Below are 14,712 nucleotides of genomic sequence, written 5' to 3'. Positions count from 1 at the left end.
GATGTCTACGAACACACTGCCTTCGGTCAACCTGCTGCCTTACCACGAAGCCCGCAAGGCAGCACGCCGCAAGAAGGTCTATACGATGCTGGCCGGCGCCGCAGTGGCTGGCGCTGCCGTGGTGCTGCTGGGTGGCTACTATATCGACGGGCGCATCGCTTCGGTGGTCGCGCTCAACCAGGTATTGAGCGCTGAGAACGCCAAGCTGGACGGGCAGATCCGCGAGGTCAACAGCCTGAAGAAGGACATCGACGCGCTGCTGCAGCGCCAGAAGGCCGTTGAAAGCCTGCAGACCGAGCGCAACCGCCCGGTGCAGCTGCTTGAGGAACTGGTGCGGCAGGTGCCAGAAGGCGTCTACCTGACCAGCCTGAAGCAGACCGGCGAGGCCTTCACCATCGCGGGCGTGGCGCAGTCCAACGAGCGCATTTCCGAGCTGCTGCGCAACCTGAGCGGGGTGGCCTGGCTGGACAAGGCCGAGCTGGTCGAATCCAAGGCCGTCACCATGACCAACAACCTGCGCGAGCAGCGCCGGTTGTTCGAGTTCTCGATGCGCTTCACGTATCGCGCGCCGGAAGCGGCGGCCGACGGCAAGAAGGCCGTGCCGGGCGCCTCCGCACCCGCAGCCGCCCCAGTTCCCGCACCCGCAGCCGGAAAGGCCTGACCATGGCGCTCAATACTGAAATCAACCTGGCCGACCTGACCGGCCAGTTCCGCGGGCTCAACCTGAGCGAACCGGAGACGTGGCCGGCCGCGCCGCGCGTGCTGTTCGCGGTGCTGGCCGCGGCCGTGGTGCTGCTGCTGGGCTGGCAGTTCTACTGGAGCGCCAGGTTCGACGAACTCGACCGCCAGCGCCAGGAGCAGGAAAGCCTGAAGCAGGCGTACCAGTCCAAGGTGGCGCAGGTGGCCAACCTGGACGCGCTGCGCGAGCAGAAGAAGCAGGTGGAGCAGCGCGTGGCGCTGCTGGAGCGGCAGCTGCCCAACAAGGCCGAAATGGATGCACTGCTGGCCGACGTCAACCACGCCGGCGTCGCACGCGGGCTGCAGTTCGAGCTGTTCAAGCCGCAGGGGGCGGTGATCAAGCCCTACTTCGCCGAGATCCCGGTGAACCTGCGCGTGACCGGGCGCTACCACGAGGTGGCGCAGTTCAATGCCGACGTGGCGGCACTGTCGCGGATCGTCTCGATGCAGAACCTGCAGCTGGCCAATACCAAGGATGGCGGGATGTCGATGGAGGCGGTGGCGATGGCCTACCGCGCGCTCGACCCGGACGAGCAGGCCGCGCAGCGCAAGGCCGCGGCAGCCGCTGCGGCAGCCAAGGCAGGAGGTGCCAAATGAGCCGCACCGCGCGTACCCGCAGCCTCGCCTGGACCACGGCGCCACGCACGTTCGCGGCGGCGGCGCTGGCCGTCGGCCTGCTGGGAGCCTGCGGCGCCAGCGATGAAGACGCCTTGCGCCAGTGGATGGATGCCACCCGCAGCGCGCGCGCCAAGCCGCCCGAGCCGCTGCCCGACGCCCGGCCCTATGTGCCGCGCGAGTACGCCGCAGCCAAGGCGCCCGAGCCGTTCGCGCAGGCCAAGATCGGCGAGCTGAACAAGACGCTGGCGGATTCGCCCGAAGCCGGGCGGCGCCGCGAGCCGCTGGAGGACTACCCGCTCGAGAACTTCAAGATGCTCGGGATGATGATGAAGCACGGGGAGACCTTCGGCATCGTGCGGGTTGATAACAAGATCCACCATGTCAAGGTGGGTCAGTATCTCGGCCAGAGCTATGGCCGGGTGGTCCGCATCACCGATCAGGAGATCGTGCTGCGCGAATTGGTCCGGGAGGGGGTATCAGAGTGGAAAGAGAAAATGACCAGCCTGAAGCTGGAGGTGGCGGCATGACCCTTACGCGCTGGTACCGTGCGCTTGCGGGCGCCGCAAAGACAACGATGGCGCTGGCGCTGTTGCTGGTGATTGCCGCGCCGGCCGCGCTGGCACAGAGCAACCGGATCAAGGCGGTTGACGTCAGCATGGTCGGGGAGCAGACCGTGTTCACGATTGAGCTCGAACGGCCGCTGGCGCAGAAGCCGGCGGATTTCACCACGCAGAACCCGGCACGGCTCGCGATCGATTTCTTCGATACCGGCTTTGCCAACCGGCGCGCGCAGTACGACTACGGCGGCAAGCTGGTCAAGTCCGCCAACGTGGTGCAGATCGGCGACCGTACCCGCGTGATCCTCGACCTCACGCGCAACGCCACCTATCGCACCGACCAGCGCGGCAACTACTTCGTGGTGGCGCTGGATAACGTGGCGCCGGCGCTCAAGAACGCCGCGCCCACGTTTGCGCCGGCGGCGACGCCTGCAGCCGCTGCGGCGCGGCCGTCGGTGCGCAATGTCGACTTCCGCCGCGGTGCCGATGGCGCCGGGCGCGTGGTGGTGGACCTGTCCTCGCGCGATTCGGGCATCAATATCGCGCAGCAGGGCAAGAACGTCGTGGTCGATTTCCTCGGCACCACGCTGCCAGACAACCTGCGGCGTCGCTTCGACGTCAGCGACTTCGGCACGCCGGTGCAGGGCATGCATGCCTCGGACGCCAACGGCAACGCGCGCCTGACGATCGAGCCGCGCGGCAACTGGGAATACAGCTCGTACCAGACCGATACCCAGTTCGTGGTAGAGGTGCGCCCGGTCAAGGAAGACCCGACCAAGCTGATCAGTGGCCCGGGCTACCGCGGCGAGCGCCTGTCGCTGAACTTCCAGAACATCGACATCCGCTCGCTGCTGCAGGTGTTCGCCGATTTCACCAACCTGAACATCATCACCAGCGAAAGCGTGCAGGGCAACATCACGTTGCGCCTGAAGGACGTGCCGTGGGACCAGGCGCTGCAGATCGTGATGGATGCCAAGGGCCTGGCCTCGCGCCGCAACGGCAATGTGCTGTGGGTAGCGCCCAAGGCGGAGCTGCAGACCAAGGAGAAGCTGGAGCTGGAGTCGCAGCAGCAGATCAGTGACCTGGAGCCGATCCGCAGCCAGGTGTTCCAGCTCAACTACCAGCGTGCCGAAGACGTGCGCAAGATGCTGCTGGGCCTGGGGGCGGGCGGCGGTGCTGCTGCGGCGGCGCCCATTGGCGTGGCAGGGGCGGCGGGCGCCAGCACGCGCATGCTGTCCAAGCGCGGTTCGCTGACGGCCGATGCGCGCACCAACCAGCTCTTCGTCTCGGATATCGCCACCAAGCTGGAGGAGGTGCAGAACTTCATCGGCAAGATCGACATCCCGGTGCGCCAGGTGATCATCGAGGCGCGTATCGTCGAGGCCACCGATACCTTCAGCCGCAACCTGGGCGTGAAGCTGGGCTTTGCCGGGCAGTACAACAACGCCAAGGTCGGCAACACCTACAACAACGTGCTGCCGGGCTCCACCTCGGACAACGGCCCGTTCCTGAGCCTGCCGGCAGGCGCCATCAACGGCACCAACCCGGCCAATATCGCGGTGAGCCTGTTCAACAGCGCCGCCACGCGTTTCCTGGCGCTGGAGCTGTCGGCACTGGAAGCGGACGGCAAGGGCAAGATCATCTCCAGCCCGCGCGTGGTCACGGCCAACAACATCAAGGCGCTGATCGAGCAGGGTACCGAGCTGCCGTACCAGGCGGCGACCTCCAGTGGCGCGACCTCGGTGCAGTTCCGCAAGGCCAACCTGAAGCTGGAAGTGACGCCGCAGATCACGCCCGAAGGCAATGTGCTGCTCGATGTGGACGTGAACAAGGACAGCGTGGGCATCCAGACCACCTCGGGCTTTGCCATCGACACCAAGCACGTGCAGACCCAGGTGCTGGTGGAGAACGGCGGCACGGTGGTGATCGGCGGCATCTACACCCAGACCGAGTCCAACGACACCGACAAGGTGCCGCTGCTGGGCGATATCCCGGTGCTGGGCAACCTGTTCAAGAGCAACGCCAAGGTGCGCAACCGCACCGAGCTGCTGGTGTTCCTGACCCCGCGCATCCTGAACGAGAGCGTGTCGCTCAGGTAGGGACATGGCGTCCGGAGGCGCCGGATACAGTAGACTGGCAGGCCGCATCGAGGGATGCGGCCTTTTTTTGCGCGTCGCGGGAGGCCCGGAGGCGGCCCTGGGACGGGCCAGCCATGTGGGCCATGCCGCATTCGCCACTTGCCGGCCGCGCCACAACATAAGAAGATGATGCAGTTCCCAACCGGGGAGGACGGCCCACATGCCACGCTCCCGAACGACAGTCCAGTGACAGCCTCAGCGACAGGCCCGGCGGCACAGCGCCAGGCCCAGGATCGGCGCGACGCCGATCGATCCGACTCCGAGCGACCGGAATCCGATCGACCCAACCTCTTTTTCGTCGGCCTGATGGGCGCCGGCAAGACCACCGTGGGCCGCACGGTGGCGCGGCGCCTGCACTATCCGTTTTTCGATTCCGACCATGAACTGGAAGCGCACTGCGGTGTGCGCATCCCGGTGATCTTCGAAGTCGAGGGCGAAGCCGGCTTCCGCGACCGCGAGGCCGCAATGATCCGCGAGCTGGCTGCGCGCCAGGGCATCGTGCTGGCCACCGGCGGCGGCGCCGTGCTGCGCGCCGAGAACCGCGAGGTGCTGAAGGCCCGCGGCACGGTCGTGTACCTGCGCGCCAGCCCGCACGACCTGTGGCTGCGCACCCGCCACGACCGCAACCGCCCGCTGCTGCAGACCGAGGACCCCAAGGGCAAGCTCGAGGCGCTCTATGCCGAGCGCGACCCGCTTTACCGCGAGGTCGCGGACTTCATCATCGAAACCGGCAAGCCCTCGGTGGCGCAGCTTGCTAATATGGTGTTGATGCAACTTGAAATGGCCGGTTTCCCGATCGATCCCCCGCAGCCGGCCTCCGCGCCGCCGGAAGCGTCGGAGCCGCCGGCGCAGGACCCCAATCCATGATTACGCTTGAAGTCGACCTGGGCGAGCGCAGCTACCCCATCCATATCGGTACCGGCCTGCTGGACAACGCCGAACTGCTGCGCCCGCACGTGCGCGGCCAGCACGCCGTCATCGTCACCAATGAAACCGTGGGGCCGCTGTACGCGGCGCGGGTGGAAGCCAGCCTGAAGGCGCTCGGCAAGACCGTGCGCACCGTGACGTTGCCCGACGGCGAAGCCTTCAAGCACTGGGAAACGCTGAACCGGATCTTCGACGCGCTGCTGCAGGCCGGCGCCGACCGCAAGACCACGTTGGTCGCGCTGGGCGGCGGTGTGGTGGGCGACATGACCGGGTTTGCCGCCGCCTGCTACATGCGCGGCGTGCCTTTCATCCAGATGCCGACCACGCTGCTGGCGCAGGTGGATTCGTCGGTGGGCGGCAAGACCGGCATCAACCATCCGCTGGGCAAGAACATGATCGGCGCGTTCCACCAGCCCAACGCGGTGATCGCCGACATCGACACGCTGCGCACGCTGCCCCCGCGCGAGCTGGCCGCCGGCATGGCCGAGGTCATCAAGCACGGCGCGATCGCCGATGCCGAGTACTTCGGTTGGATCGAGCGCAACATCAAGCCGCTGAATGCCTGCGACCCGGACCTGATGGCGCTCGCCGTGCAGCGCTCCTGCGAGATCAAGGCTGGCGTGGTGGCCCAGGACGAGCGCGAGGGCGGCCTGCGCGCCATCCTCAATTTCGGCCACACCTTCGGCCATGCGATCGAGGCCGGCATGGGCTACGGCGCCTGGCTGCACGGCGAGGCCGTCGGCTGCGGCATGGTGATGGCCGCCGACCTGTCGCACCGGCTGGGCTTTATCGACACTGAAACCCGCGCCCGCATCCGCGAGCTGACGCAGGCCGCCAACCTGCCCGTGGTGGCGCCGGAACTCGGTGCCGACCGCTATATCGAACTGATGAAGGTCGACAAGAAGGCCGAGGCGGGGAGCATCAAGTTCATCCTGCTGAAGCAGCTCGGCGAAGCGTTCATCACCACCGTGCCGGACGCTGACCTGCGCGCCACGCTCGCGCACGCCGTGCTCAAACCTCCCACCGAGGCCCCGGTCGCCTGACCGATCGGTTATGCCTCGCCACCCCGCCCCAGCCACCGGACGCGCCGCATGACCGACTTTGAAAGCCATCTCGCCCCTTACGCCGCCCGCTCTGCGCAGACGCGCGGGCGGGTGCATGCCGAACCCGCATCGCTGTCGCGCAGCGAATTCCAGCGCGACCGCGACCGGGTCATCCACAGCACGGCGTTCCGGCGGCTCGAGTACAAGACCCAGGTCTTCGTCAACCATGAAGGGGACCTGTTCCGCACCCGGCTGACCCACAGCCTGGAGGTGGCGCAAATCGCCCGCTCGATCGCGCGCAACCTGCGCCTCAATGAAGACCTGGTCGAGGCGATCTCGCTGGCGCACGACCTGGGGCACACCCCCTTCGGCCACGCTGGGCAGGATGCGCTCAATACCTGCATGAAGAACCATGGTGGCTTCGAGCACAACCTGCAGAGCCTGCTGGTGGTGGACGAGCTGGAAGAGCGCTACGGCGGCTTCAACGGGCTGAACCTGACCTTCGAGACGCGCGAGGGCATCCTCAAGCATTGCTCGCGGGTCAATGCCTCGGCGCTGGGCGAGCTGGGCCGGCGCTTCTTGGAGGGCACGCAGCCGTCGCTGGAGGCGCAGCTGGCCAACTTGGCCGACGAGATCGCCTACAACAACCACGATATCGACGACGGCCTGCGCTCGGGGCTGCTGACGCTGGAGCAGCTGGACGAGGTGCCGATGTGGGCCCGCCACCGCGCCGAGGTGGCCGCTGTCTTCCCCGCCGTCAACGGCCGGCGCGCCATCAACGAGACGGTCCGGCGCATGATCAATACGCTGATCGTCGACCTGATCGAGACCACCAGCCGCAATATCGCCGCGGCCAACCCGCGCAATATCGACGCGGTGCGCGCCGCCGGCCCGCTGGTCGGCTTCAGCCCGCAGATGCATGAAGAAGCGGCCGAACTCAAGCGCTTCCTGTTCCGGCACCTGTACCGGCACTATCTGGTGATGCGCATGTCGGCCAAGGCGCAGCGCATTGTCGGTGACCTGTTCCAGGCCTTCATGTCCGACCCGCGCCTGCTGCCGCCGCAGTACCAGGCCAGCCATGGGGGCGACCAGTCGCGCCTGATTGCCCACTACATCGCGGGCATGACCGACCGCTACGCGATCCGCGAGCACCGCCGCATCTTCGCCGTCAGCGAAGGCAACTGACGGCCGCGTTCGGGCTGGCCCTCCGATCGGCGCGCCAGCCTGCCGCATAAGTGGGGACGGATCAGGCTATCATGCGGGCATCAATGCTCGCATGACCTGTCATGGCACGCCTTCCCCGCTTTTCCCCCGCCGGTCTTCCCGCCCTGGTGTTGCAGCGCGGCAACAACCGCCAGCCCGTGTTCCTGGGGCCGGACGACTACCTGCACTACCTCGACTGCCTGCGCATGGCCGCGCGCGAGCATGACCTTGCCATCCACGCCTACGCGCTGCGGCCCAACCACGTGCACCTGGTGGCCACGCCCAAGGAGGCAGACTCGCTGAGCCTGACCATGCAGGCGGTGGGGCGGCGCTATGCGCGCTACTTCAACCGGGTGGCCAGCCGCACCGGCACTCTGTGGGAAGGGCGCTTCCGTTCCGCGGTGTTCGACCCCGCCCGGTGGATGCTGCCGGCGATGCTCTATGTCGAGGGTAACGCGCTGCGCGCGGGGGAGGTGACCACCCCCGAGGCCGATTGCTGGAGCAGTTACCACCATCACGCCGGCATCGAGGCCAGCCCGTTTGTGAGCGACCACTCCGCGTACTGGGAGCTGGGCAATACGCCGTTCGAGCGGCAGTCGAACTACCGGATGCTGACCGCCGAGGGCCTGTCGGGCAAAACTCTGGAGACACTGCGCGGCCATGCCCATAGCGGCTGGCCGCTTGGCGACGAAGCGTTCCTGGCCCAATTGGAGCGGCATGCAACGCGGCGCGTGCAGCCGTTGCCGAAAGGACGCCCCAAAAAGGTGCAAGCCGCATCATCGAATGGGTCAGAATCGCCGCAAAATTAATATGTCCCTATTTAAATGGATCACGGAAATGGTGCGTAACTTAATGTGATCTGACCCCATTTAAAAATTTTGCGAGACGAACGCGATTCCCATATAGTTGCTCCACCCACAGTCATTGTGCGGCGCGTCACGCTCGTGTACGCCGCTGCGGCCCGCTGACAGCTTCGTCCCCATTTTCCGTCCCGCCGGTTTCCGGTTTGGGTGGAGGAATAAAGAAAACGAGAAAGCGCGCGGTCCCCGTTCCGGTACGCCCAGCCAGTTCGCGCAGCCTTCACCGGAATTCAGCCCGTGGACCAAACGAAAAATCTTTCGGCCCAAGCGCAGACCAGCGAGTCTTCCCACGCCATTGACCTGCGCCCGCAAGCGCAGGGCATGTACGATCCCAGCAACGAGCATGACGCCTGCGGCGTCGGCATGGTCGCGCACATCAAGGGCAAGAAATCCCACGAGATCATCTCGCAGGGCCTGAAGATCCTGGAGAACCTGGACCACCGGGGTGCGGTCGGCGCCGATGCGCTGATGGGCGACGGTGCCGGTATCCTGATTCAGATCCCGGACCAGTTCTACCGCGAGGAAATGGCCGCGCAGGGCGTGAGCCTGCCGCCCGCCGGCGAATACGGCGTGGGCATGATCTTCCTGCCGAAGGAACACGCCTCGCGCCTGGCCTGCGAGCAGGAACTGGAGCGCACGGTCCGCCTGGAAGGCCAGGTCGTGCTGGGCTGGCGCGACGTGCCGGTCGACGCCAAGATGCCGATGTCGCCGACGGTGCGCACCACCGAGCCGGTGATCCGCCAGATCTTCATCGGGCGCGGCCGCGACATCATGACCACGGACGCGCTGGAACGTAAGCTCTACGTTATCCGCAAGACCGCCAGCCACGCCATCCAGGCGCTCAAGCTCAAGCACGGCAAGGAATACTTCGTGCCGTCGATGTCGGCCCGTACCGTGGTGTACAAGGGCCTGCTGCTGGCCAACCAGGTCGGCGAGTACTACCTGGACCTGCTGGACCAGCGCGCCGTCTCGGCCCTGGCCCTGGTGCACCAGCGCTTCTCGACCAACACCTTCCCGGCCTGGGAACTGGCCCACCCGTACCGCATGGTCGCCCACAACGGCGAAATCAACACGGTCAAGGGCAACGTCAACTGGATCAACGCACGTACTGGCGCGATCTCGTCGCCGGTGCTGGGCGACGACCTGCCCAAGCTGTGGCCGCTGATCTACCCGGGCCAGTCCGACACCGCATCGTTCGACAACTGCCTCGAACTGCTGACGATGGCCGGCTACCCGCTCGTCCACGCGATGATGATGATGATCCCGGAAGCCTGGGAACAGCACACGCTGATGGACGACAACCGCCGCGCCTTCTACGAGTACCACGCCGCCATGATGGAGCCGTGGGACGGCCCGGCCGCGATCTGCTTCACCGATGGCCGCCAGATCGGCGCCACGCTGGACCGCAACGGCCTGCGCCCGGCACGTTTCTACGTGACCGAGGACGACATCGTGGTGCTGGCCTCGGAAGCCGGCGTGCTGCCGTTCCCGGAGTCGCGCATCGTTGAGAAGTGGCGCCTGCAGCCGGGCAAGATGTTCCTGATCGACATGGAACAGGGCCGCATCATCGACGACAAGGAACTCAAGGACAACCTGGCCAACGCCAAGCCGTACAAGAGCTGGATCGACGCCGTGCGCATCAAGCTCGACGAGCTCGACGCCAAGCCGGAAGACGTTGCCGCCGAGAAGAAGCCGGCGGCCAAGCTGCTGGATCGCCAGCAGGCCTTCGGCTACACCCAGGAAGACGTCAAGTTCCTGATGGCGCCGATGGCGCTGGCAGGTGAAGAAGCCACCGGCTCGATGGGCAATGACAGCCCGCTGGCGGTGCTGTCGTCCAAGAACAAGACGCTGTACCACTACTTCAAGCAGCTGTTCGCCCAGGTGACCAACCCGCCGATCGACCCGATCCGCGAGAACATGGTGATGTCGCTGGTGTCGTTCATCGGGCCGAAGCCGAACCTGCTGGAGCTGAACAACATCAACCCGCCGATGCGCCTCGAAGTGTCCCAGCCGGTGCTGGACTTCAAGGACATCGCCAAGATCCGCAACATCGAGCACTACACCGGCGGCAAGTTCCGTTCATACGAGCTGAACATCTGCTACCCGAAGGCCTGGGGCAAGGAAGGCATTGAAGCCCGCCTGGCCTCGCTGTGCGCTGAAGCCGTGGATGCGGTGCGTTCGGGCTTCAACATCCTGATCGTGTCGGACCGCCGCGTGGATGCCGAGCATGTCGCGATTCCCGCGCTGCTGGCCACGTCCGCCATCCACCACCACCTGGTGGAGAAGGGCCTGCGCACGTCCACCGGCCTGGTGGTCGAAACCGGCACCGCCCGTGAAGTGCACCACTTCGCGCTGCTGGCCGGCTATGGCGCCGAAGCCGTGCATCCGTACCTGGCGATGGAAACGCTGGCCGAAATGGCTCAGGGCCTGTCCGGCGACCTGTCGCCCGAGAAGGCCGTCAAGAACTTCGTCAAGGCGATCGGCAAGGGCCTGTTCAAGGTGATGTCCAAGATGGGCATCTCCACGTACATGTCGTACACCGGCGCGCAGATCTTCGAAGCCATCGGCCTGTCGCGCGAACTGGTGCAGAAGTACTTCCATGGCACCCCGTCGAACGTCGAGGGCATCGGCATCTTCGAGGTGGCCGAGGAAGCCCTGCGCCTGCACCGCGACGCCTTTGGCGACAACCCGGTGCTGGAAAGCATGCTGGACGCCGGCGGCGAATACGCCTTCCGCATCCGCGGCGAAGAGCATATGTGGACCCCGGACTCGGTCGCCAAGCTGCAGCACTCGGTGCGCGCCGACGACGGCAAGGGCGCCTACCAGACGTACAAGGAATACGCCAACATCATCAACGACCAGAGCAAGCGCCACATGACGCTGCGAGGTCTGTTCGAGTTCAAGGTCGATCCGGCCAAGGCGATTCCGCTGGAAGAAGTGGAATCGGCCAAGGAGATCGTCAAGCGCTTCGCCACGGGTGCGATGTCGCTCGGCTCGATCTCGACCGAAGCCCACACCACGCTGGCGCTGGCGATGAACCGCATCGGCGGCAAGTCGAACACCGGCGAAGGCGGCGAGGACGAGAAGCGCTACCGCAACGAGCTGCGCGGCATCCCCATCAAGCAGGGCGATACCCTCAAGGGCCTGCTGGGCGACGGCGTGATCGAGAACGACCTGGAACTGCGCGACGGCGATTCGCTGCGCTCCAAGATCAAGCAGGTGGCGTCGGGCCGTTTCGGCGTGACCGCCGAATACCTGGCTTCGGCCGACCAGATCCAGATCAAGATGGCGCAGGGCGCGAAGCCCGGCGAAGGCGGCCAGCTGCCCGGCCACAAGGTCTCGGACTACATCGGCAAGCTGCGTTACTCGGTGCCGGGCGTGGGCCTGATCTCGCCGCCCCCGCACCATGACATCTACTCGATCGAGGATCTGGCACAGCTGATCCACGACCTGAAGAACGTCAACCCGTCGTCGGATATCTCGGTCAAGCTGGTGTCCGAAGTGGGCGTCGGCACTGTGGCCGCGGGCGTGTCCAAGGCCAAGGCCGACCACGTGGTGATCGCCGGCCATGACGGCGGCACCGGCGCCTCGCCGTGGTCGTCGATCAAGCACGCCGGTACGCCGTGGGAGCTGGGCCTGGCCGAAACGCAGCAGACCCTGCTGCTCAACGGCCTGCGCAACCGCATCCGAGTGCAGGCGGACGGCCAGATGAAGACCGGCCGCGACGTCGTCATCGGCGCGCTGCTGGGCGCTGATGAATTCGGCTTCGCCACTGCGCCGCTGGTTGCGGAAGGCTGCATCATGATGCGCAAGTGCCACCTGAACACCTGCCCGGTGGGCGTGGCCACGCAGGATCCGCAGCTGCGCAAGAAGTTCCAGGGCAAGCCGGAACACGTGGTCAACTTCTTCTTCTTCGTTGCAGAAGAGGCCCGCGAGATCATGGCCCAACTGGGCATCCGCAAGTTCGACGAGCTGATCGGCCGCGCCGACCTGCTCGACACCAAGCCGGGCATCGAGCACTGGAAGGCACGCGGCCTGGACTTCAGCCGCATCTTCCACCAGGTGTCGCTGGGCGCGGACGTGCCGCTGTACCACACCGACGTGCAGGACCACGGCCTGTCGGCGGAAGCCGGCAAGGCGCTGGACCACGTGCTGATCGCCAAGGCGCGTCCGGCGATCGAGAAGGGCGAGCGCGTCTCGTTCATCCAGCCGGTCAAGAACGTCAACCGTACCGTCGGCGCGATGCTGTCCGGCGTGGTCGCCAAGCAGCATGGCCACGAAGGCCTGCCTGACGACACCATCCACATCCAGCTGCAAGGCACCGCCGGCCAGTCGTTCGGCGCGTTCCTGGCGCATGGCATCACGCTGGACCTGGTGGGCGACGGCAACGACTACGTCGGCAAGGGCCTGTCGGGCGGCCGCGTGATCGTGCGCGCCCCGCACGAGTTCCGCGGCGACCCGACCCGCAACATCATCGTCGGCAACACCGTGCTGTACGGTGCCATCGCCGGTGAAGCGTTCTTCAATGGCGTGGCCGGCGAGCGCTTCGCGGTGCGCAACTCAGGCGCGGTTGCCGTGGTGGAAGGCACCGGCGACCACGGTTGCGAGTACATGACCGGCGGCACGGTGGTGGTGCTGGGCGGCACGGGCCGCAACTTCGCGGCCGGCATGTCGGGCGGCGTGGCCTACGTCTATGACGAGGACGGCCTGTTCGACAAGCGCTGCAACACCTCGATGGTGGCGCTGGAAGCGGTGCTGGCCTCGGCCGACCAGGAGAAGGGCCAGCCCCAGGCTTCGTGGCACAAGGTCGACGGCAAGCGCGTGCTGGATGAAGCCATCCTGCGCAACCTGATCGAGCAGCACTTCCGCTACACCGGTTCCGAGCGCGCCAAGGCGCTGCTGGCTGACTGGACCACGGCACGCCGCAAGTTCGTCAAGGTCTTCCCGACCGAGTACAAGCGCGCGCTGGGCGAGATGTACGCCAAGGAACAGGCCGCCCGCGACAGCGACCGCGAAGCCATCGCGGCCTGAGCGAGCGCAACGCAACGACGCAGAGGGGCCGCGGCAGCCGCCGCGGTCCTGACAAGATTCTGACCCCACCGCAGGGCCGGCGACGCCGCCGGTCCCGCGCAGCATGACCAAGGACGCAACATGGGTAAGGCGACTGGCTTTCTCGAATTTCCGCGCCAGAACGAAGGCTACGAAGCGGTAGTCAAGCGCGTGAAGCACTACAAGGAATTCGTGTTCGCGCTGTCCGACAGCGAAGCGAAGATCCAGGGTGCGCGCTGCATGGACTGCGGCATCCCGTTCTGCAACAACGGCTGCCCGGTCAACAACATCATTCCCGACTTCAACGACCTGGTGTACCGCCAGGACTGGAAGTCGGCGATCGAGGTGCTGCACCAGACCAACAACTTCCCCGAGTTCACCGGCCGCATCTGCCCCGCACCGTGCGAGGCCGCTTGCACGCTGGGTATCAATGAACTGCCGGTGGGCATCAAGTCGATCGAGCACGCCATCATCGACAAGGCCTGGGAAGAGGGCTGGGTCAAGCCGCAGCTGCCGCGCCACAAGACCGGCAAGACCGTGGCCGTGGTCGGCTCCGGCCCCGCCGGCTTGGCTGTCGCGCAGCAGCTGGCACGCGCCGGCCATGACGTGACCGTGTTCGAGAAGAACGACCGCATCGGCGGCCTGCTGCGCTACGGCATCCCCGACTTCAAGATGGAGAAGACGCTGATCGACCGCCGCATCGAGCAGATGCAGGCCGAAGGCGTGACCTTCCGCGCCGGCGTAATGGTGACCGACGGCGAACTGCCGGCCGGGATCAAGAACTACGCCCGTGAAACCATCTCGGCCCAGGCCCTGATGGACCAGTTTGACGCCGTGGTGCTGGCGGGCGGCTCGGAAGTGCCGCGCGACCTGCCGGTGCCGGGCCGCGACCTGGCCGGCATCCACTTCGCGCTGGAATTCCTGATCCCGCAGAACAAGGAAGTGGCCGGCGACGGCGAAAACGAGATCCGCGCCGAAGGCAAGAACGTGATCGTGATCGGTGGCGGCGATACCGGCTCCGACTGCGTGGGTACGTCCAACCGCCATGGCGCCACCTCGGTGACGCAGTTTGAACTGCTGCCGCAGCCGCCGGAAGAAGAGGACAAGCCGCTGGTGTGGCCGTACTGGCCGATCAAGCTGCGCACCTCGTCGTCGCACGATGAAGGCTGCGAGCGCGACTGGTCGGTAGCGACCAAGGAATTCATCGGCGAGAACGGCAAGGTCACCGCTCTGAAGGCCTGCCGCGTCGAATGGAAGGATGGCCGCATGCAGGAAGTCGAAGGCAGCGAGTTCATCCTGCCGGCTGACCTGGTGCTGCTGGCGATGGGCTTCACCAACCCGGTGGGCTCGATGCTGGAAGCGTTCGGCGTGGATACCGATGCGCGCAAGAACGCCAAGGCCTCGACCGAGGGCGAACGTGCTTACCACACCAACGTGCCCAAGGTGTTCGCCGCCGGCGATGTGCGCCGCGGCCAGTCGCTGGTGGTGTGGGCGATCCGCGAAGGCCGCCAGGCTGCGCGTTCGGTCGATGCCTTCCTGATGGGCCACACCGAACTGCCGCGCTGATTCACCCCGGCAA

The 14,712-nt window shown here is 66.2% G+C and carries 10 protein-coding genes; all 10 read left to right on the top strand.

Going from position 1 to position 14,712, the window contains the following annotated elements; genetic code table 11:
- Position 1: 1 nt before the first annotated feature.
- The 10 genes from KB879_RS29510 (at position 2) to KB879_RS29465 (ending at position 14,699) form a co-directional block, all read left to right on the top strand.
- Positions 2–661, top strand: coding sequence for a PilN domain-containing protein (locus KB879_RS29510; protein WP_013958225.1), 660 nt, complete (start codon positions 2–4; stop codon positions 659–661).
- A gap of 2 nt (positions 662–663) precedes the next feature.
- Positions 664–1,335 (top strand): type 4a pilus biogenesis protein PilO, encoded by a 672-nt coding sequence (locus KB879_RS29505; RefSeq protein WP_114132203.1) that lies wholly within the window; start codon positions 664–666, stop codon positions 1,333–1,335.
- Positions 1,332–1,883 carry a pilus assembly protein PilP gene (locus KB879_RS29500; RefSeq protein ID WP_013958223.1) on the top strand — a complete coding sequence of 184 codons (552 nt, stop codon included), beginning with the start codon at positions 1,332–1,334 and terminating at the stop codon, positions 1,881–1,883. The genes KB879_RS29505 and KB879_RS29500 overlap by 4 nt, the downstream gene beginning before the upstream one ends.
- Positions 1,880–4,012, top strand: coding sequence for a type IV pilus secretin PilQ (gene pilQ, locus KB879_RS29495; RefSeq protein WP_211980373.1), 2,133 nt, complete (start codon positions 1,880–1,882; stop codon positions 4,010–4,012). The genes KB879_RS29500 and pilQ overlap by 4 nt, the downstream gene beginning before the upstream one ends.
- Positions 4,013–4,357: 345 nt before the next feature.
- Positions 4,358–4,918, top strand: a complete 561-nt coding sequence (locus KB879_RS29490) for a shikimate kinase (protein ID WP_211982343.1) — start codon at positions 4,358–4,360, stop codon at positions 4,916–4,918.
- The gene (aroB, locus tag KB879_RS29485) at positions 4,915–6,021 is read left to right on the top strand and encodes a 3-dehydroquinate synthase (RefSeq protein ID WP_211980372.1); all 1,107 of its coding nucleotides are present in this window, start codon (positions 4,915–4,917) and stop codon (positions 6,019–6,021) included. Before KB879_RS29490 ends, aroB begins: the two co-directional genes overlap by 4 nt.
- Positions 6,022–6,069: 48 nt before the next feature.
- Positions 6,070–7,206, top strand: a complete 1,137-nt coding sequence (locus KB879_RS29480) for a deoxyguanosinetriphosphate triphosphohydrolase (protein ID WP_013958219.1) — start codon at positions 6,070–6,072, stop codon at positions 7,204–7,206.
- Between the two features lie 101 nt (positions 7,207–7,307).
- The gene (locus KB879_RS29475) at positions 7,308–8,033 is read left to right on the top strand and encodes a transposase (protein WP_211980371.1); all 726 of its coding nucleotides are present in this window, start codon (positions 7,308–7,310) and stop codon (positions 8,031–8,033) included.
- A gap of 288 nt (positions 8,034–8,321) precedes the next feature.
- Entirely contained in the window at positions 8,322–13,115 is a 4,794-nt protein-coding gene (locus tag KB879_RS29470) for a glutamate synthase-related protein (RefSeq protein ID WP_211980370.1), read from the top strand.
- Between the two features lie 120 nt (positions 13,116–13,235).
- On the top strand, positions 13,236–14,699 hold the full coding sequence (locus tag KB879_RS29465) for a glutamate synthase subunit beta (protein ID WP_013958216.1): 1,464 nt from the start codon (positions 13,236–13,238) through the stop codon (positions 14,697–14,699).
- Positions 14,700–14,712: the final 13 nt, after the last annotated feature.

The organism is Cupriavidus sp. KK10 (assembly GCF_018223725.1).
Classification (GTDB): domain Bacteria; phylum Pseudomonadota; class Gammaproteobacteria; order Burkholderiales; family Burkholderiaceae; genus Cupriavidus; species Cupriavidus necator.
This window is presented reverse-complemented; position numbering and strand designations above follow the sequence as displayed.